Annotated in this window: 18 protein-coding genes; 6 read left to right on the top strand and 12 right to left on the bottom strand. The window is 73.2% G+C overall.

What is annotated here, in order from left to right; translation table 11 throughout:
* Positions 1 to 34: 34 nt before the first annotated feature.
* The 3 genes from NH2_RS19590 to NH2_RS19580 are packed head-to-tail and all read right to left on the bottom strand — an operon-like array spanning position 35 to position 2,573.
* Positions 35 to 823, bottom strand: a complete 789-nt coding sequence (locus NH2_RS19590) for a TrmH family RNA methyltransferase (RefSeq protein WP_067656211.1) — start codon at positions 821 to 823, stop codon at positions 35 to 37.
* Positions 820 to 1,770, bottom strand: coding sequence for a tRNA (adenosine(37)-N6)-dimethylallyltransferase MiaA (gene miaA, locus NH2_RS19585; RefSeq protein WP_157103872.1), 951 nt, complete (start codon positions 1,768 to 1,770; stop codon positions 820 to 822). The genes NH2_RS19590 and miaA overlap by 4 nt, the downstream gene beginning before the upstream one ends.
* Positions 1,767 to 2,573 (bottom strand): class III extradiol ring-cleavage dioxygenase family protein, encoded by an 807-nt coding sequence (locus NH2_RS19580; RefSeq protein ID WP_067656205.1) that lies wholly within the window; start codon positions 2,571 to 2,573, stop codon positions 1,767 to 1,769. The genes miaA and NH2_RS19580 overlap by 4 nt, the downstream gene beginning before the upstream one ends.
* 239 nt (positions 2,574 to 2,812) lie before the next feature.
* Here NH2_RS19580 and NH2_RS19575 point away from each other — a divergent pair, with 239 nt between their 5' ends.
* Complete coding sequence (locus NH2_RS19575; RefSeq protein WP_067656202.1) at positions 2,813 to 4,195, top strand: DUF349 domain-containing protein; 1,383 nt, start codon at positions 2,813 to 2,815, stop codon at positions 4,193 to 4,195.
* 156 nt (positions 4,196 to 4,351) lie between these two features.
* Here the strand turns inward: NH2_RS19575 and NH2_RS19570 are convergent, their stop codons facing one another.
* Both NH2_RS19570 and miaB read right to left on the bottom strand, forming a co-directional pair.
* A complete protein-coding gene (locus NH2_RS19570) occupies positions 4,352 to 4,975 on the bottom strand; it encodes an Rv2732c family membrane protein (protein WP_067656764.1) in 624 nt (207 codons plus the stop codon).
* Complete coding sequence (miaB, locus tag NH2_RS19565; protein WP_245650687.1) at positions 4,972 to 6,510, bottom strand: tRNA (N6-isopentenyl adenosine(37)-C2)-methylthiotransferase MiaB; 1,539 nt, start codon at positions 6,508 to 6,510, stop codon at positions 4,972 to 4,974. Before miaB ends, NH2_RS19570 begins: the two co-directional genes overlap by 4 nt.
* A gap of 220 nt (positions 6,511 to 6,730) precedes the next feature.
* Here miaB and NH2_RS19560 point away from each other — a divergent pair, with 220 nt between their 5' ends.
* The 4 genes from NH2_RS19560 to NH2_RS19545 all read left to right on the top strand — a co-directional run bounded on the left by NH2_RS19560 (position 6,731) and on the right by NH2_RS19545 (position 9,968).
* Complete coding sequence (locus NH2_RS19560; RefSeq protein ID WP_067656761.1) at positions 6,731 to 7,459, top strand: amino acid ABC transporter ATP-binding protein; 729 nt, start codon at positions 6,731 to 6,733, stop codon at positions 7,457 to 7,459.
* A 19-nt stretch (positions 7,460 to 7,478) separates the two neighbouring features.
* Positions 7,479 to 8,321, top strand: coding sequence for a glutamate ABC transporter substrate-binding protein (locus tag NH2_RS19555; protein ID WP_067656196.1), 843 nt, complete (start codon positions 7,479 to 7,481; stop codon positions 8,319 to 8,321).
* Between the two features lie 85 nt (positions 8,322 to 8,406).
* Entirely contained in the window at positions 8,407 to 9,078 is a 672-nt protein-coding gene (locus tag NH2_RS19550) for an amino acid ABC transporter permease (RefSeq protein ID WP_067656193.1), read from the top strand.
* Positions 9,075 to 9,968 (top strand): amino acid ABC transporter permease, encoded by an 894-nt coding sequence (locus tag NH2_RS19545; RefSeq protein ID WP_067656190.1) that lies wholly within the window; start codon positions 9,075 to 9,077, stop codon positions 9,966 to 9,968. The genes NH2_RS19550 and NH2_RS19545 overlap by 4 nt, the downstream gene beginning before the upstream one ends.
* Before the next feature lie 42 nt (positions 9,969 to 10,010).
* Here NH2_RS19545 and recX read toward each other — a convergent pair whose 3' ends face one another.
* The 6 genes from recX to NH2_RS28925 form a co-directional block, all read right to left on the bottom strand.
* On the bottom strand, positions 10,011 to 10,586 hold the full coding sequence (recX, locus tag NH2_RS19540; RefSeq protein WP_245650665.1) for a recombination regulator RecX: 576 nt from the start codon (positions 10,584 to 10,586) through the stop codon (positions 10,011 to 10,013).
* 139 nt (positions 10,587 to 10,725) lie between these two features.
* Positions 10,726 to 11,769, bottom strand: a complete 1,044-nt coding sequence (recA, locus tag NH2_RS19535) for a recombinase RecA (RefSeq protein WP_067656755.1) — start codon at positions 11,767 to 11,769, stop codon at positions 10,726 to 10,728.
* Between the two features lie 164 nt (positions 11,770 to 11,933).
* On the bottom strand, positions 11,934 to 12,128 hold the full coding sequence (locus tag NH2_RS19530) for a DUF3046 domain-containing protein (RefSeq protein ID WP_067656752.1): 195 nt from the start codon (positions 12,126 to 12,128) through the stop codon (positions 11,934 to 11,936).
* A 172-nt stretch (positions 12,129 to 12,300) separates the two neighbouring features.
* Positions 12,301 to 13,464, bottom strand: coding sequence for a glycosyltransferase (locus NH2_RS19525; protein WP_067656187.1), 1,164 nt, complete (start codon positions 13,462 to 13,464; stop codon positions 12,301 to 12,303).
* A gap of 21 nt (positions 13,465 to 13,485) precedes the next feature.
* The gene (locus NH2_RS19520; protein WP_067656184.1) at positions 13,486 to 14,199 is read right to left on the bottom strand and encodes a PIG-L deacetylase family protein; all 714 of its coding nucleotides are present in this window, start codon (positions 14,197 to 14,199) and stop codon (positions 13,486 to 13,488) included.
* Between the two features lie 10 nt (positions 14,200 to 14,209).
* Positions 14,210 to 14,389, bottom strand: coding sequence for a hypothetical protein (locus tag NH2_RS28925; RefSeq protein ID WP_157103871.1), 180 nt, complete (start codon positions 14,387 to 14,389; stop codon positions 14,210 to 14,212).
* Positions 14,390 to 14,524: 135 nt separating this feature from the next.
* Here NH2_RS28925 and NH2_RS19515 point away from each other — a divergent pair, with 135 nt between their 5' ends.
* Positions 14,525 to 16,183, top strand: coding sequence for an alkaline phosphatase D family protein (locus NH2_RS19515; RefSeq protein WP_245650664.1), 1,659 nt, complete (start codon positions 14,525 to 14,527; stop codon positions 16,181 to 16,183).
* On the opposite strand, the gene NH2_RS19510 is transcribed toward NH2_RS19515, so the two are convergent.
* The gene (locus NH2_RS19510) at positions 16,184 to 17,956 is read right to left on the bottom strand and encodes a serine/threonine-protein kinase (RefSeq protein WP_067656180.1); all 1,773 of its coding nucleotides are present in this window, start codon (positions 17,954 to 17,956) and stop codon (positions 16,184 to 16,186) included.
* Positions 17,957 to 17,966: the final 10 nt, after the last annotated feature.

The raw sequence follows: 17,966 nt of genomic DNA, 5'->3' as shown, positions 1-17,966 counted from the left end.
CATGTGGTCATGGCCTGTTGTACGGACGGTAGTCCTACTGTTGCTGTCTGGCTATTTCGTACAGGGTGATGGTGGCGGTGGCGGCGGCGCCGAGGGTGTCGGCGGCGCCGGGGATGGCGAGGGGGGCGGCGGTGGGCCAGGGGCCGCGCTCGTCGCCGACGATGACGACCGTGGCCTGATCGAACTCGTGGGTGTCGACCGGTGTTCCGTGTGCGCCGGGGAGCACCAGGCGGGTGGGGATGCCGCGCCTGCGCTGGCGCTCGGCGAAGGCGAGCACCTGGGGGGCGCCGCCGGCGCGGAAGACCGGGACCGCGAAGAGTGAGCCGGTGGAGGCTCGGACGGTGCGGGGGTCGTGGTGGTCGGCGCCGGGGCCGGTGATCACCACACCGGCGGCGCCGAAGGCTTCGGCGGTGCGGATGAGCGCGCCGAGCACGTCGGGTGAGTCGGGGCGGTCGGCGACCAGCACCACCGGCGGCACGCCGCCGGGCACGCCGGGGGCGAAGTCGTCGAGCTCGCCGGGGCGGGCGACGGCGACCGCGACCAGCTCGGGCACGCCGTCGCCGAGCTCGGCCATGAGCTCGGGCACCAGCCCGACCCGCGGCACCCGGCTGGTGTCGAGCACCTCGCGCGCCCACCCGGAGAGCTCGGGCCCGCCGAGCCGGTAGAGCAGCGTCTCCAGCGGCCAGTCGCAGGCGAGGGCGCGGGTGATCGGTTTGACGCCGTGCACCAGGAAGCGCCCGTCGCGCAGCCGCTTGCCGCGATTCGTCAGATACCCCTGCCACACCTGGACCGAGGCCGTGCGCGGCCGCGCTGATCGGCTCACTGCGCTGAGGGTTCCTTTCCCGTGCCTGCCGGTTCGCCCGCCGCGTGCGCGGCCACCGCGGCGAGGGCGGCCGCGGCCAGCGCCGGGTCGGCGCCGTCCAGCCAGCGCACCCGTGGGTCGCGGCGGAACCACGAGCGCTGCCTGCGCACATACCGCCTGGTACCGATCAGCGTGCGCTCGACCGCGTGGTTCAGGTCGTATTCGTCGTCGAGGTGGGCGAGGACTTGTGCGTATCCGATGGCCCTGCGCGCCGTCACCCCGTCTCGCAGCCCGCGCCCGAGCAGCCCGCGCACCTCGTCCACCAGCCCCGCCTCGAACATGTGCGCGGTGCGCCGCTCGATCCTGGCGTCCAGCTCGGCGGTCGCCCGGTCCACCCCGAGCAGCAGCGTGTTCCAGCGCGGGGCGCCGATCACCGGCGCCGATGCCGCGAACGGGCGCCCGGTGAGCTCCACCACCTCCAGTGCGCGCACCATGCGCCTGCCGTCGGTGGGGAGGATGGTCTCGGCCGCCGCCGGGTCGGCCGCGCGCAGCGCCGCGTGCACGGCGGCGAGCCCCCGCTCCGCCAGCACCCCCTCCCACCTGGCCCGCACCTCCGGGTCGGTGGCCGGAAACGCCCACTGGTCGAGCAGCGCCTGCACGTACATCATGGAGCCGCCGACGATCACCGGAGTGCGCCCGCGCGCCAGGATCGCCTCGACATCGGCGGCGGCCGCGGCCTGGTAGGCGGCGACGGTGGCGGTGGCGGTGACCTCGAGGACGTCGAGCTGGTGATGCGGGATGCCGCGGCGCTCGGCGGGCGGCACCTTGGCCGTCCCGATGTCCATCCCCCGATACAGCTGCATGGCGTCGATATTCACGATCTCGCCGCCGAGCCGCTCGGCCAGCACCAGCCCGAGCTCGGACTTGCCGGTGGCGGTGGGGCCGATCACCGCCACCGGGGTGCTCACGCGGGCCGCCACAGCCCGGCGTGGTACCCGACCCCGAAGGGCGCGTCCTGGTAGCGGGTCTCCGCCGCCACCGCGTCGTCGCGGGCGAAGAGCCCGGCCAGCGCCTGGTACGGGGCGCGGCCGCGGAGCACGAGGTCCGCGCTCAGCTCCTCGTCGAGGTCGAGCAGGGCCGCGCGGTCGCCGGTCGCGAGCGCGGTGTCGAGCCGCTGCTGCACGGCGGGGGCGCGCTCGTCCAGGTAGCCGGGGGCCGCGGTGGTGAGGGTGGCGGCGCCGTCGGCGATCACCAGGACCCCGCGCGACTCCGGCACGGCGTCGAGTTCGGCGCGCAGCCGGGCGCCGAAGGCCGCCGCCGCGCGCGCCGATGTCTCCTCCGGCAGCAGCCGGACCTCGGCGTTCGCGCCGGGGGCGACCGCGCCGCGGGCCCAGCCCGCGATCAGCACCGGCAGCGCCAGCTCGGGATCGGGCGCGTCGGCGGCATCCGGGCCGAGCTCCACCCGCACGTCGACGCCGTACCCGAGGAAGGTGCCCGCGGTGTCCGGACCGTACTGCCCCTGCCCGGTGCCGAGCACCGTCCAGGTGTTCGCCGCCGCCGCCAGCTCGGCCAGCACGCCGAGCACCGCCGCGCGCAGCACGGTCCGGGGATCGCCTGCCCCGGCGCCGATCCCGCGGGCGTCGCCGGTCGCGCCACCGGGACGGTGCCCGGCCGCCCGCGCCGGATCGGGCACGCCGGATTCCGCCGCACCACCGCACAACTCGGGAACGAGGACGGGTGGCGCGGGCATCAGGGCCGCGACGGAGAACACCCGACAACGGTAGCCGCAGGCTGTCCGGCGGGTGCCGCGGGTTCGAGTGTCTCTGCTGCAAAACCCCCGGGGATTGATAGTGTTCGGGGAGCGACAACCCAGGTCACCACGGGTCGGGCGACCTGGTGGTCCCCTTCGCGGGGGCGTGGATCGAATGGTCTCGAGGGCTCGCACCGGGTTGAATGGGGTGAGCCAGGGCGTAATCAGGCAGCCGTGACGCGCGGCAGGGACGAGGAGCAATGACCGACACCAACGGAACCGCCGACGCCGGCCGCCCCGCGCAGGTACCGCGCCCGTCCGGTGCCCCGAAGCCCGGCGGTGCGGGCACCCGTCCCAAGCCGCACGCCGTCAAGCCCGCTCCCGGCCCCGCCGCCCAGCAGCATCCGCACCCGGTCGTCGTCCCGACGGTCAGCGACCCGAGCAAGTGGGGCCGCGTCGACGAGGACGGTACCGCCTGGGTCAAGACCGCCGACGGCGAGCGGCAGATCGGCTCCTGGCAGGCCGGTGACGCCACCGAGGGGCTGGCGCACTTCGGCCGCCGCTTCGACGATCTGGCCACCGAGGTCGCGCTGCTGGAGGCCAGGCTCGCGGCGGGCGCCGACGCCCGCAAGACCAGGGCCGCCGCCGTCGCGCTGGCCGAATCGCTGCCGAGCGCCGCCGTCATCGGCGATATCGACGGCCTCGCCGCCCGGCTCGCCGCCATCGCCGAGCACTCCGAGGAAGCCGCCGCGCACGCCCGCGAAGAAAAGGAGCGCGCGCGCCACGAGCACACCGAGCGCAAGGAGGCGCTGGCCGCCGAGGCGGAGAAGATCGCCGCCGAATCCACCCAGTGGAAGGCCGCGGGCGACCGGCTGCGCGAGATCCTGGACGAGTGGAAGACCATTCGCGGCGTCGACCGCAAGGTCGACGACGCGCTGTGGCGCCGCTACTCCAAGGCGCGGGAGTCGTTCAACCGCCGCCGCGGCGCGCACTTCGCCGAGCTGGATCGCGAGCGCGCCACCGCCAAGACCCGCAAGGAGGAGCTGTGCGTGCAGGCCGAGGCGCTCTCCGGCTCCACCGACTGGGCAGGCACCGCCGCCGTCTTCCGTGACCTGCTGACCGAGTGGAAGGCCGCGGGCCGGGCGCCGCGCGAAGCCGACGAGGCGCTGTGGCGCCGGTTCAAGAGCGCGCAGGACGTGTTCTTCGCGGCCCGCAACTCCGCCGCCTCCGAGCGGGACGCCGAGTTCGAGCAGAACGCCACCGCCAAGGAGGAGTTGCTGCGCACGTACGCGCATATCGACCCGGCCACCGATCTGGAAGGCGCCCGCGCCGCGCTGCGCGACCTGCAGGAGAAGTGGGACGCGCTGGGCAAGGTGCCGCGCGAGCGCATGCAGGACCTGGAGGGCAAGCTGCGCGCCATCGAGAAGCGGGTGCGCGAGGCGGCCGACGCCCAGTGGCGGCGCAGCGACCCGGAGGCGGTCGCCCGTGCGGCGCAGTTCCGCGAGCGGGTGCAGCAGTTCGAGGAGCAGGCCGCCAAGGCGCAGGCCGCGGGGAAGACCCGCGATGCCGAGCGGGCGCTCGAGCAGGCCAAGCAGTGGCGTGAGTGGGCCGACGCCGCCGAAGGCGCGGTCAGCAACCTCTGACCGAGGTCGGGCGGGTGCTCGCCCGGTGCCGGCGTGGCACGCGATGCCGCAGCTCTCCGGGGGTGCGCTCGGCCCGCGCGGGTGACGGGCGCAGCCGCGGACCGCTGAGCTCGCCGCACGCGCTCGGTCGACCGGGATGCCCGCCGCAGGCGGAGCTCAGCTCTCGCCGAAGCGCTTCCTGCGCTCTTCTTCCTCCGCGGCGGCGGCGACGGCGCGCCGCTGCTCCTCGGCGGCGAGGTGCACGGCGGTCCGGCTCCACACCACCTTCACCCAGTGGAAGGTGAGGACGACGGCGGCGATGGTGCCGAGGACGAGCCCGATCCCTGGCCCCGCGCCGATGTAGTTGTTCAGCCCGGGCGTCTGCCGGTGCCAGATGGAGAAGACGCCGAAGGCGCTGGCCACGGCCGACCCGGCGAGCGCCACCCAGGCCAGCGCCCAGCGTCTGGTCATCAGCGCCAGCAGCGAGAAGCCGATCCCGAAGACCGTCACGAACCAGACGAAGATCCGGGAGGGCAGCCCGATGTGCTCGATCCGCGCCGCCTCGGTGCCGAGCAGCACATCGAAGCCGCGCGCCGACCCGGCGTGCGCGAGCACCAGCGAGATCAGCAGCGCGAACACCGCGACCGCCACCACCAGCGCGCGGGCCCCCGGGTCGATCTCCCCCGCGACCCGCCGCTCCACGGCGTCGATCTCGGCGCGCATCTGTTCCAGGCTCTCGGCGGGGTTCACGTCGTCTCCTTCTCGGCCCGGCTCGTCGCCGGGATCGGCCGGACCGGTCACGTGCCGCACCCGGTGGCGCAGCCGCTGCTGGCCTCCTGCACCACGGGCGCGCCGATGCTCGGCAGCCCGAGCCCGACCCCGATCGGCGCGGTCTTCGGGGTGATCCCGCGCTCGTGCGCGTCCCCGGCCCGGGTCCGGCGGTGGTCGATGATCGGCGCGTCGGCGATCAGGTGGTGCGGCGCGGCGCCGGTCACCGTGACGGTCACCAGGTCACCGGGGCGGATACCGGCACCCTCCGGGCGGAAGTGCACCAGCCTGCCGTCCCTGGCGCGGCCGCTCATCCTGGCGGTGGCGGCGTTCTTCTTCCCCGCGCCCTCGGCTACCAGCAACTCCACCTCGGCGCCGACCAGCTCCCGGTTCCCGGCCAGCGAGATCTCCTCCTGCAGCGCGATCAGCCGCTCGTACCGCGCCTGCACCACGGCCTTCGGCAGCTGATCCGGCAGCTCGGCGGCGGGAGTCCCCGGCCGCTTGGAGTACTGGAAGGTGTACGCGCTGGTGAAGCGGGCCCGCCGGACGACCTCGAGGGTCTGCTCGAAATCCTCCTCGGTCTCGCCGGGGAAGCCGACGATGATGTCGGTGGTGATCGCCGCGTGCGGCATGGCGGCCCGCACCTTGTCGATGATGCCGAGGTAGCGCGCCTGCCGATAGGAGCGGCGCATGGCCTTGAGCACCCGGTCCGACCCGGACTGCAGCGGCATGTGCAGTTGCGGACAGATATTCGGGGTGACCGCCATCGCCTCGATCACGTCGTCGGTGAACTCCGCCGGGTGCGGCGAGGTGAAACGCACCCGCTCCAGACCCTCGATGCCGCCGCAGGCGCGCAACAGCTTGGCGAACGCGCCGCGATCGCGCGGCTCGGCCGGGTCGGCGAACGAGGCGCCATAGGCATTGACGTTCTGCCCGAGCAGCGTCACCTCCAGCACCCCCTGGTCGACCAGCGCCTGCACCTCGGCGAGCACATCGCCGGGGCGCCGGTCCACCTCCTTGCCGCGCAGCGCGGGGACGATGCAGAAGGTGCAGGTGTTGTTGCAGCCGACCGAGATGGAGACCCAGCCCGCGTAGGCCGACTCGCGCTTGGCGGGCAGCGTGGAGGGAAACGCCTCCAGCGAATCCAGGATCTCCACCTGGGCCTCGGCATTGTGCCTGGCACGCTCCAGCAGCACCGGCAGCGAGCCGATGTTGTGCGTGCCGAAGACCACGTCCACCCAGGGCGCGCGGCGGACGACGGCGTCCCGGTCCTTCTGCGCCAGGCAGCCGCCGACCGCGATCTGCATGCCGGGCCGCTCCGCCTTCGCCGGCGCCAGGTGCCCGAGCGTGCCGTAGAGCTTGTTGTCCGCGTTCTCGCGCACCGCGCAGGTGTTGAAGACCACCAGATCGGGCTGCGCGCCGGGCACCGCCCGGACGTACCCGGCATCTTCGAGCAACCCGGAGAGCCGCTCGGAGTCGTGCACGTTCATCTGGCAGCCGAAGGTGCGCACCTCGTAGCTGCGGCCGGCGCCGGCCTCCGCGGCCGGGAGCACCGCCATCCGTCCCATCGAATCCACGCGCCCAGCCTACGGGGGTCACCGGGACTGGGGAGACGAGGGTACCGCCAGGTTACGGGGGTATGTCGAATCGGCGCGGCGCGGCGGCGTGTCCCGTAAAGGAGGGCAAAAACCGGTTTTCCCTTTAAGGTCAGTGACCATGACCGACGACGCCGCCGCACCCGGGGCCACCGGGGACACCCCCGCCGCTGCGCCGGCGGGCACCCCGCCGATGATCTCGATACGCAAGGTGGACAAGCACTTCGGTGCGCTGCACGTGCTGCGCGACATCAATCTGGAGGTGCCGCGCGGGCAGGTGGTGATCGTGCTCGGGCCGTCCGGCTCCGGCAAGTCCACGCTCTGCCGCACCATCAACCGGCTGGAGCCGATCGACTCCGGCGAGATCGCGGTGGACGGCGTTCCGCTGCCCGCAGAGGGCAAGGCGCTGGCGGCACTGCGCGCCGATGTCGGCATGGTCTTCCAGTCGTTCAACCTGTTCGCGCACAAGACGATCCTCGACAACGTCATGCTGGCGCCGCTCAAGGTGCGCAAGCTGAAGAAGGACGAGGCGCGCAAGCAGGCGGAAGCGCTGCTGGAGCGGGTCGGCATCGCCGACCAGGCGGACAAGTACCCCGCGCAGCTCTCCGGCGGCCAGCAGCAGCGCGTCGCCATCGCCCGCGCGCTCGCGATGAACCCCAAGGTCATGCTCTTCGACGAGCCCACCTCCGCGCTGGACCCGGAGATGGTCAACGAGGTGCTCGAGGTGATGGTCGCGCTGGCCAAGGAGGGAATGACCATGGTCGTGGTCACCCACGAGATGGGCTTCGCCCGGCGCGCGGGCGACCGGGTGCTCTTCATGGCCGACGGCCAGGTCGTCGAGGACGCCGAGCCCGAGACGTTCTTCACCGCCCCGAAATCGGACCGGGCCAAGGACTTCCTGGGCAAGATCCTGAGCCACTAGGACAGAGAGAAGGAACTCGATGAGGATCAACCGCGCGCTGCGCGCCGGGATCGGCGCGGTCGCTCTGGCGCTTGCCGTGGCGAGCACGGCCGCCTGTGGGGGCGGCTCCGACAAGTCCGCCACCGAGAACGCCAAGGACGGCAAGCTCACCGTCGGCATCAAGTTCGACCAGCCCGGCCTCGGGCTGCGCAACAAGGACGGCTCCTACAGCGGGTTCGACGTCGAGGTCGCCAAGTACGTGGCGGGCAAGCTCGGCGTACAGCCGGATCAGATCACCTTCAAGGAGGCCCCGTCGGCCCAGCGCGAGACGCTGATCGAGAACGGGCAGGTCGACCTGGTCATCGCCACCTACTCGATCAACGACAAGCGCAAGGAGAAGGTCGACTTCGCCGGGCCGTACTTCGTGGCCGGGCAGTCGCTGCTGGTCAAGGCCGACAACACCACCATCACCGGCCCGGAGTCGCTGACCGGCGGCAAGAAGCTCTGCTCGGTCAAGGGCTCGACCCCGGCGCAGAACGTCAAGGACAAGTACGCCAACGACGTGCAGCTGCAGGAGTACGACACCTACTCGCTCTGCGTGGAGGCGCTGCGCAGCGGCTCGGTGGACGCGGTGACCACCGACGACATCATCCTGGCCGGCTTCGCGGCCCAGTCACCGGGCCAGCTCGAGGTGGTCGGCGAGCCGTTCACCACGGAGAACTACGGCATCGGGCTGAAGAAGGGCGACCAGGAGACCCGCGACGCGGTGAACGACGCCATCGAGGCGATGATCGCCGACGGCTCCTGGGCCGCCGCGCTGAACCAGACCTTCGGCGCCACCGGGTACCAGATCCCGGCGCCGCCCACGGTGAACCGCTACTGACCCGCTCGGCGAGGGCGGCCCGGCCCGCCGGGCCGCCCTCGCCGGTCTTCCCCCGTCCACCCTCGATCGCAAGGGACGCGCGCTCGTGTTCGATCTGATCTCGCGGTACGGCGACCAGATACTGGACGCCTTCTGGGTGACCATCCAGCTGACGGTGCTTTCCTCCGTCGGCGCGCTGGTGCTCGGCACGATCGTGGCCGGGCTGCGGGTGTCGCCGGTGCCGATCGCGCGCGGCGTCGGCACCGCCTACGTCACGCTGATCCGCAATACCCCGCTCACGCTGATCATCGTCTTCTGCTCGCTCGGGCTGTACTCCACCATGGGGCTCACGCTGGGCGGCGAGACGCTGAACGCCATCAACTTCCGCTGGGCCATCGTCGGCCTGAGCGTGTACACCGCCGCGTTCGTCTGCGAGTCGCTGCGCTCCGGCATCAACACGGTGCCGCTCGGGCAGTCCGAGGCGGGCCGCTCGCTCGGGCTCGGGTTCAGCCAGAACCTGCGGCTGATCGTGCTGCCGCAGGCCTTCCGCGCGGTGGTCGCGCCGCTGGGCAGCGTGCTGATCGCGCTCACCAAGAACTCCACCATCGCCTCCGCGATCGGCGTCGCCGAGGCGGCCGCGCTGATGGCGACCATGAACGAGACCGAGGCCGACCTGCTGGCGATCGGCGCGATCTTCGCGCTCGGCTTCGTGATCCTGACCCTGCCCACCGGCCTCTTCTTCGGCTGGCTGGCCAAGCGATTCGAGGTAGCCCGATGAGCGGCGCGTCTTCGGTCCTCTTCGACGCGCCCGGCCCGAAGGCCAGGCTGCGCAACCACCTCTACACGGCGATCGTTGTGGTGCTGGTCGGCGCCGGGCTGTGGCTGGCGATCTCCGCCTTCGCGGACAAGGGCCAGTTCGCGGCGGACAAGTGGACGCCGTTCCTGGAAGTCTCGGTGTGGGAGACGTACCTGCTGCCCGGCCTGCGCGGCACCATCGTCGCAGCCGCGCTCTCCATCGTGTTCGCGCTGGTGCTCGGCATGATCTTCGGCATCCTGCGGCTCTCCGATCATCGTCCGGTGCGCTGGTTCGCGAGCGTGGTGGTCGAGCTCTCGCGCGCCATTCCGGTGCTCATCCTGATGATCTTCCTGTTCGCGGTGTTCGCCGAGTACGACCTGTTCATGGCGGAGGATCTGGCGCTCGCCGCGGTGGTCACCGCGCTCACCATCTACAACGGGTCGGTGATCGCGGAGATCGTGCGGGCCGGGATCCGCTCGCTGCCGCGCGGGCAGACCGAGGCGGCGGTGGCGCTCGGGCTGCGCAAGAACCAGCTCATGCGGCTGATCCTGCTGCCGCAGGCGATCACCGCCATGTTGCCCGCGCTGATCTCGCAGATGGTGGTGGCGCTCAAGGACTCCGCGCTCGGCTACCAGATCACCTATGTCGAGATCGTGCGCTCCGGGCAGCAGCTCGGCTCGGCGGAGAGCAACACCATTCCCGCGCTCATGGTGGTGGCGCTGATCATGATCCTGCTGAACAGCCTGCTGACCTTCGTGGCCACCCGGGTGGAGCGGCGGCTGCGCACCCGCAAGCGGAAGGGCACCGCGGTGCTCGCGGCGAACTCCGTGGTCACCGATGCCGCGCCGGGTGTTGATATCGCCAAGAAGTAGGCGGTGTCCCGGGCCGCTCCGCCTCCGGGCGGGCGGCCCGGATCAGTCCTCCGCCAGCTCGGTACCCCCCGTGTACCCGGCGGCATCGAGCTCTGCCCTGACCACCGGAAAGGCGACCGACGCCGGGTAACCTCGCCGGGCCAACATCCCGGACAACCGGCGAAGCGCCGTGTCCCGATCCACGCTCGCGGGCAGACTGCGCACCTTCCGGCGCACCAGCTCGGCGGCCCGCTCCCGCTCGTCGTCCCCGCTGATACCGTCCAGCGCGGCCGCGGCCGTCTCCGGCGCGACCCCCTTGCGCCGCAGCTCCTGGGCGAGTGCCGCCCGCCCCTTCCCGGAGAAGGTGTGCCTGGACCGCACCCACTGCTCGGCGAAGGCGGCATCGTCGACCAGCCCGACCTCGACGAGCCGCTCGACCGCGGCCGCTGTCACCTCGGCGTCGAATCCCTTGGCGGAGAGCCGCTGCGCCAGTTCGGCGCGGCTGCGAGCGCGGACGGCGAGCAGGCGAAGACAGGCTTCCTTCGCCTGCTCGACCGTCCCACCCTGCGGGGTACCCCCCTGCGCCGCGCAGCCGGAGCCGGACGGCGCGGGTTCCTCCCGCCCGGGCCCGGCCGCCACCGGACCCGCCCGCCGACGGCCGGCACCACCGCGGCCGTCCGGCGGAAGATCGCTCCCCCCGGAGCTGCTCTCCAATTCCCGCAACCGCCGCCGGACCTCGTCCATCGGATCGGGCCCGGCGTGGCGGTTGCGGACGGGCTCAGAAATCGGCGGGCACCTCGGCGCCGTCGGTCGCGGTCACGTCGGCGCCGATGCCGAGCTTCTCCTTGATCTTCTTCTCGATCTCGTCGCGCACATCGACGTTCTCCAGCAGGAACTTCCTGGCGTTCTCCTTGCCCTGGCCCAGCTGGTCGCCCTCGTAGGTGTACCAGGAGCCGGACTTGCGGATGAAGCCGTGCTCGACGCCCATGTCGATGAGCGAGCCCTCCTTGGAGATGCCCTGGCCGTAGAGGATGTCGAACTCGGCCTGCTTGAACGGCGGCGAGACCTTGTTCTTCACGACCTTGACGCGGGTGCGGTTGCCCACCGCGTCGCTGCCGTCCTTGAGCGTCTCGATGCGGCGCACGTCGAGCCGGACCGAGGCGTAGAACTTGAGCGCCTTGCCGCCGGTGGTGGTCTCCGGCGAGCCGAACATGACGCCGATCTTCTCGCGCAGCTGGTTGATGAAGATGGCGGTGGTGCCGGAGTTGTTGAGCGCGCCGGTCATCTTGCGCAGCGCCTGGCTCATCAGCCGGGCCTGCAACCCGACGTGGCTGTCACCCATCTCGCCCTCGATCTCGGCGCGCGGCACCAGCGCGGCCACCGAGTCGATGACGATGATGTCGATGGCGCCGGAGCGCACCAGCATGTCGGCGATCTCCAGCGCCTGCTCGCCGGTGTCCGGCTGGGAGACCAGCAGCGCGTCGGTGTCGACGCCGAGCTTCTTGGCGTACTCCGGATCCAGCGCGTGCTCCGCGTCGATGAACGCGGCGACGCCGCCCGCGGCCTGGGCATTGGCCACCGCGTGCAGCGCGACCGTGGTCTTACCCGAGGACTCCGGGCCGTAGACCTCGATCACCCGGCCGCGCGGCAGCCCGCCGATGCCGAGCGCGACATCCAGCGCGATGGAGCCGGTCGGGATCACCGAGACGGGCTGCCGCGCCTCCTCGCCGAGCCGCATGACCGCGCCCTTGCCGAAGCTCTTCTCGACCTGGGCGAGCGCGAGCTCCAGCGCCTTGTCGCGGTCGTAAGCCTGTGGTGCCATGTCGATCCCCTTCACGTCGGGAAGCTGGTGTGGTTGGCGCTCCGGCTCGGGGAGAAGAAGCGCTTCCTCGTGGTTGGCGCCCACACTAGAGCGCGGCACCGACAAGTTCTGGCGCTCAGCCTAGACGAACACGTGTTCGAGTCAAGCCGCCCCGCCGACCGGGGTCACCACCGGACCCGGGGCACGTCGAACTCGGCGCAGAGCGCGCGCCAGACCTCGCGGGGATCGACCCCCGCCTCGATGGCCTGCGCGCCGGTGCGCCCGCCGAGCGCGAGGATGACGTGGTCGGCGAGCAGCGTGTCGCCCCTGGCCACACCGAATTCGGTGTGCAGGAGTTCGGAGAATTCGGTCAACCGCACCGTGCCGAAGATACCGGGCCGGGCACGCACCCGTCCGGTGGCCGGGGCCCTGCGCCGATGTCCGGCGGCCCGGCATGCGTCCCGCGGCCCGGCATCCGCGGCCGGGGCTCAGCGCACCCCGGCCCGATCGCGCACCCGCCTCGGCGCCCGAGGCCGACACGCCGCGGGCAACTCAGGGCACCCCGGCCCGCTCCAGCACCCGATGGCAGAGCTCGACCGGGTCGGCGACCTCGGCGCTGCCCGCCGCGGCGGCTCCGGCGGCGGCCGCGAACCCCGGCTGCTCCAGCACCCGCAGCACCGCGGCCCGGACGGCGGCGGCGGTCAGCGGCCGGACGATCAGCGAGCCGCCCTGGCGGGCCGCGCGGTTGGCCAGCTCCCACTGATCGCCGCCGCCGGGCACGGTGACCACCGGAACCCCGGCGAGCAGACTCTTGGCCAGCAGCCCGTGCCCGCCGCCGCCGACCACCACGGCGGCCGCGCGGAGCAGCACGTCCTGCCTGCCGAGCCCGGCGCGCACCCAGCTCGGCAGCCCGGGCGGTGGGGTGTCCAGCATGGAGACGGCGACCCGCACCCCGGCGCCGTCCAGCGCCTCGACCACGGTCTCCACCATCCCGGCGACCCCGGTGTGCGCGGTGGATGGCGCCACCACGACCAGCGGCTCGGTGCCGGGCGGCGGCTCCAGCACGGCCGCGGTCGGCTCCCAGAGCAGCGGCCCGACCAGGTGCGCGTGCTCCGGCCAGTCCGGGCGCGGCACCTCGAGCGCGGGCAGGGTGGCGATCAGCCGGGCGGCGGGGCCGGGGTCGGCGCCGGGCAGCCCGACCCCGATCCGGGCGGCGGCGCGCTGCCGCTGCCCGGCCCTGACGTCGCGGGCGGTGAGCGCGCGCAGCACGGCGTCCCTGGCCCGGCCGCGCACCCCGGTGCCGGGGGCGAGGCCGCTGCCGATCGGCGGCAGCCCCTTCGACGGCAGGTAGAGCGGGTGCGGCGAGAGCTCGGCCCACGGCACACCCAGCCGCTCGGCGGCCATGCCGCCACCGGCGGTAAGCACGTCGGAGACCACGAGGTCGGGGAGCAGTGCGCCGAGTTCGGGGAGGATCTCGGTGGAGATGTGCGCGGCGCGCTCGTGGATCCGCCTGCCCGCGTCGGCGTCGTCGTCGGTGGCGCGCGGTGCCAGCCCCCTGAGCCTGCGCACCTCGATCCCCGCGGCCGCGGCGGTGTCGAACCAGCGCGGGCCGGTGAAGAGCACCGGCTCGTCTCCGGCGGCGCGGAAGCGCGCGCACAGGGCCAGCGCGGGGAAGGCATGTCCTGGGTCGGGTCCGGCCACGACGGCTACGCGCATCCGCCCACCCTGCCACACCGGTCAGTCGCGGAAGTGGTAGAGCGTGAAGCCGACCGCCCGCGCGGCCGGGAAGTCGGCGCGCGGCCCGGTGCCCATCTCGACGATCTCGGCCACCTGCTCGGCCACCGGCCGCTCCGGGGCGAGTACCTCCAGGTAGCGGCGGTGCGCGGCGAGCGAGGCGTGCGCCTGCGGGATGACCTCGGTGACGTCGACGGCATGGTCGCCGCCGGGTTCGAAGACCGCGGCCCAGCGCGCGGTCCAGGGCGGCAGCTCGGCCAGCTCGGGGAAGATCCACTCGTTGCCCGCGTCGGCGATGGCGTCCAGCGCCGCCCGGCCGGTGGCCCTGTGGTCGGCGGTGTTCGGGTAGCCGGGCGCCCAGACCGGGCCGAAGTGCATGAGCACCACCAGCTCGGGGCGGTGCCGCCGGATGGCGGCGGCCAGGTCGCGGCGGAGCGCGAGGCTCTCCTCGATCCGGCCGTCGGGGTAGCCGAGGAACTCCACGTCGCGCACGCCGACCTCGGCGGCCGCCGCCCGTTCCTCGCGCTCGCGCAGCGGCCCGGCCTCGGCCGGCGGCACCCCGGCCATCCCGGCCTCGCCGCTGGTGACCAGCAGGTACCGCAGCTCCTTGCCCTGCCCGGTCCAGCGGGCGACCGCGGCCGCCGCCCCGTACTCGATGTCGTCGGGGTGGGCCGCGATCACCAGCCCGCGCTGCCAGTCCTCCGGAAGCTGCCGCATACCCGCGAAGCTACAGCTTGCTGATGCTGTTGTCGCTGTTGTCGGTCACCGCCTTGTACAGCAGGTAGAGCCCGCCGACGATCACAGCCAGCACCAGGAGCGGGAACAGCCCCTTCAGCAGCGCCCCGATGATCGCCACCGCGATCCACGCCAGCACCACCACTCCGATGATCTTCCACACCATTGCCATCTCTCCTTCGGCTCGTCCTGCTCCGAGCATGGCAGCCGAACGGCGATGAAACAGCAGGTGAAGGCTGATATCAGGGTATCTTTCAGGGTTGCCACGGACCCGGCCCGCCGCGGCATCCGCACGTACCCTGACGGAGTGGCCATCTCGCGTCGGCAGTTCGGGCGGTTCGGCGGCGCCGCCCTGGCGGCGGTGCTCGCGGGTACAGCCGCGGCGAGCAGCGCCCGCTTCCCCGCGCCGCGCTGGCTCGGCGACCCGTTCTCGCTCGGGGTCGCCTCCGGCGACCCGACGCCGGACGGCTTCGTGCTCTGGACCCGGCTCGCCCCCGACCCCACCGCCCCGGACGGCCTGGCAGGCACCCCGCTGGCCCCGGTGAGCGTGGACTACGAGGTGGCGCACGACGAGGGGTTCCGCGCCGTCGTCGCCCGCGGCACCGCGGTGGCCGGCCGCGACCTCGGGCACAGCGTGCACCCGGAGATCAGCGGGCTGGAGCCGGACCGCTGGTACTACTACCGCTTCCGCGCCGGCTCGGCGATCTCCCCGGTCGGCCGCACCCGCACCGCGCCCGCGGCCGGGCAGCGGCTGGACCGCATGCGCTTCGCCTTCGCCTCCTGCCAGTCCTGGACCTCCGGCTACTTCACCGCCTACGACCACCTGAGCCGGGAGGACCTGGACCTGGTGGTGCACCTGGGCGACTACATCTACGAGATGGGCTGGGTCCGCGGCCGCGCGGGCCAGCAGGTCTGGGAGCCGCAGCTCGAGGGTGAGGCGGTGGATCTGCGCGGCTACCGGCTGCGCTACGCCCAGGCCAAGGCGGAGGCGCCGCTGCAGGCCGCGCACGCGGCGTTCCCGTGGCTGGTCACCATGGACGACCACGAGGTGGACAACAACTGGGCCGGGGAATCACCTGGCCTGGGTCTCACCGTGCATGGCTTCGGGCCGCTCTTCCTGAAGCGGCGGGCCGCCGCCTTCCAGGCCATGTACGAGCACCAGCCGCTGCGGCTCGCGCAGATGCCGCGGGGGCCGTCCATGCTGCTGCACCGGCGCTACCGCTTCGGCGACCTCGCCGACTTCACCATGCTCGACACCAGGCAGTACCGCACCGCGCAGGCCTGCGGCGACGGCGATGTGGTGCGCGGCTGCGACGAGCGGTCGAACCCGGAGCGCACCATGCTCGGCGCCGGGCAGCGGGAGTGGCTGCTGGACGGGCTGGCGAATTCGCCCGCGCGCTGGCAGGTGCTCGGCAACCAGGTCGGGATGAGCCGTACCGACATGGACCCCGGCCCCGAGGTCGCGCTGGCCACCGACCCGTGGGACGGCTACCTCGCCGACCGGGCCGCCGTGCTCGGCGCCGCCGCCCGGCTCGGCGGGCGGAACATGGTGGTGATCACCGGCGACCGGCACGAGAACCACGCCGCCGACCTGCGCCGGGACCACGGCGACCCGGACTCCCCCGTGGTCTCGGCGGAGTTCACCGGCACCTCGATCACCAGCGGCGGCGACGGCTCGGACATGACCCCGCGCGGGCGCACCATGCTGGACGCCAACCCGGATATCCGGTTCTTCAACGGGCAGCGCGGGTACGTGCGGGTGGAGCTCGACCACGAGCTGTGGCGCACCGACTTCCGGGTGCTGCCGTACGTGCGCAGGCCGGGCGCGCCGATCAGCACCAGGGCGAGCTACGTGGTGGAGAACGGCGTGCCCGGCGTGCGGGAGGCGTGGCGGCCGGAGCCGCCGCGTGACGCCGACGCGGGCGGTGGCCGGAGCGAGAGCACCGAGGCGGCGCCGACCCGCTGATCAGAGCGGAAGCCCGGGCCACCACTGCCGGTACAGGTCGTCGCCGGTGTGGAAGTCCCAGTTCGCGTCGATGACGACCCAGGCGCGTGCCGGGTCGTCGAACTTGACCGTCAGCATGCCGGTGTTGGCGCCCGGGTAGTGGCTCCAGCGGACCCGGCCGGTGCCGGAGGGACGGGTCCACGGCTCCTCGCGGGTGGTGGCGTTCTCGATATTCGTGGTGAAGTCGGTGTCCCGGCGCGGGTCGTCGGGACGGTAGGACCAGACGTAGTACTTCACGCCGTCGTCCTGGGTGCACTCCAGCGCCGGGGCGCCGCCGTTGTTCAGCACGTTCATGCTGGTGCAGCGGGCGCCGCGGTAGCCGGTGGCGGTGGGGTCCGGCGGGAGGAGGCCCGGGAAGCGGGCGACGAGGTCGGCGTCGCGGCCCCAGGCGGGGTTCGTCGGGCGGGTCGTCGTCGGCGGGGTGGTCGGTGGCGCTCCGGTCGGCGTCGTCGTGCCGGGTTCGGCCGGGGTGCCGATGCCGGTGACGGTCGAGGGGCTTGCGGCGAGGGTGGCGGCGGTGCCGATCGCGAGGACCGCCAGGATCGCGGCGGCCGCGCGGAACCAGGTGCTGGACAGGACACTTCGGAGCCGACGCGAGTCGGCTCGCGCCGCGCGGGCCGGGGGGGACGGGTCCGCCGAGTGCGGCGCCGCGGGCGCGAAACCAGGTGGGACGGAACCCGGACCGCCCGGCTGCGGTGCGTCCGGGCCACCGAACTGCGGTGCGCTCGGGGCAGGATCCGGATTGCCGGCCCGCGGTGCGCTCGGGACGGAATCCGGGGCATCCGGACTGTCCAGCTGCGGGCGGACCAGGGTGGGATCGCTCGGTGCGGGGACGATCCCCGGCGCGGCGGCGGGTATCCGCCCGCCCGCGAACGGCGCGACAGCCTGCGCCGCCACCGCGTCGAGGGCGGCGCGGGCGGCGGCGGCGAACGAGCGGCAGTCGGGAAAGCGCTGCTCCCGATCCTTCGCCATGGCGGTCCCGATCACCGCGTCCAGCCCGACCGGCAGCCCCGGCACCGTGGCGGAGGGCCGCGGCGGCGGCTCCATGAGGTGCGCGCCGAGCACCGCGGCGGGGGTGCTGCGGGTGAACGGCAGCGCGCCGGTGAGCATCTGGAACAGCGTGGCGCCGAGCGCGTAGATATCGGCGCGATGGTCGAGCGGGTCGCCCCGGATCTGCTCCGGCGCCACATACCCGAGCGTGGCGACCAGCGCCCCTGCCCCGGTGAGCGCGCTGTCGTCGGTGCGGCTGCGCGCGATGCCGAAGTCGGTGACGAAGACGTGGTCCGCCCCGTCGTCGTCGGCGACCAGCAGGTTGGCCGGTTTGACGTCGCGGTGCAGCAGCCCGCGCCGATGCGCCGAGTCCAGCCCGGCGGCGGCCTGGGTGAGGATCTGCACCGCGCGCCGCGGGTCCAGCCTGCCGCCCGCGGTGCGGATGAGTTCGGCGACGTCCGGCCCGGCGACGAAGCGCATGGACATCCAGAGCAGGTCGTCCTCGGTACCGCGGTCGTAGATCTCGACGATGTTCGGGTGATCGAGCTGCACCGCGAGCTCGGCCTCGCGCCGGAACCTGGCGCGGAACTCCGGGTCGGCGCCTGCCACCGGGTCGAGCACCTTGAGCGCGACCGAGCGCGGCAGCCGGGGGTGTCGCGCCAGGTAGACGGTGCCCATGCCGCCCGCGCCGAGGGCACGTTCGATGCGGTGCCCGGCGAACACCGTGCCCGGGGTCAGGGTCATGGGGCGGCTC

The sequence above is a fragment of the Nocardia harenae NBRC 108248 genome (assembly GCF_001612885.1).
Taxonomy (GTDB): Bacteria; Actinomycetota; Actinomycetes; order Mycobacteriales; family Mycobacteriaceae; genus Nocardia; species Nocardia harenae.
The sequence above is the reverse complement of the archived record's forward strand: the minus strand, read 5'-3'. Positions and strand labels throughout refer to the sequence as shown.

What these genes read in the sequence shown, in the direction of transcription:
- miaB (WP_245650687.1), bottom strand. Translation starts at nt 6,510, where the DNA reads ATGGGACGGATGGCGGTGCTCCCGGCCGCGGAGGCCGGCGCCGGCCGC.
- NH2_RS19545 (WP_067656190.1), top strand. Translation starts at nt 9,075, where the DNA reads ATGAGCGGCGCGTCTTCGGTCCTCTTCGACGCGCCCGGCCCGAAGGCC.
- NH2_RS19560 (WP_067656761.1), top strand. Translation starts at nt 6,731, where the DNA reads ATGATCTCGATACGCAAGGTGGACAAGCACTTCGGTGCGCTGCACGTG.
- NH2_RS28925 (WP_157103871.1), bottom strand. Translation starts at nt 14,389, where the DNA reads ATGGCAATGGTGTGGAAGATCATCGGAGTGGTGGTGCTGGCGTGGATC.
- NH2_RS19555 (WP_067656196.1), top strand. Translation starts at nt 7,479, where the DNA reads ATGAGGATCAACCGCGCGCTGCGCGCCGGGATCGGCGCGGTCGCTCTG.
- NH2_RS19520 (WP_067656184.1), bottom strand. Translation starts at nt 14,199, where the DNA reads ATGCGGCAGCTTCCGGAGGACTGGCAGCGCGGGCTGGTGATCGCGGCC.
- NH2_RS19575 (WP_067656202.1), top strand. Translation starts at nt 2,813, where the DNA reads ATGACCGACACCAACGGAACCGCCGACGCCGGCCGCCCCGCGCAGGTA.
- NH2_RS19525 (WP_067656187.1), bottom strand. Translation starts at nt 13,464, where the DNA reads ATGCGCGTAGCCGTCGTGGCCGGACCCGACCCAGGACATGCCTTCCCC.
- recA (WP_067656755.1), bottom strand. Translation starts at nt 11,769, where the DNA reads ATGGCACCACAGGCTTACGACCGCGACAAGGCGCTGGAGCTCGCGCTC.
- NH2_RS19510 (WP_067656180.1), bottom strand. Translation starts at nt 17,956, where the DNA reads ATGACCCTGACCCCGGGCACGGTGTTCGCCGGGCACCGCATCGAACGT.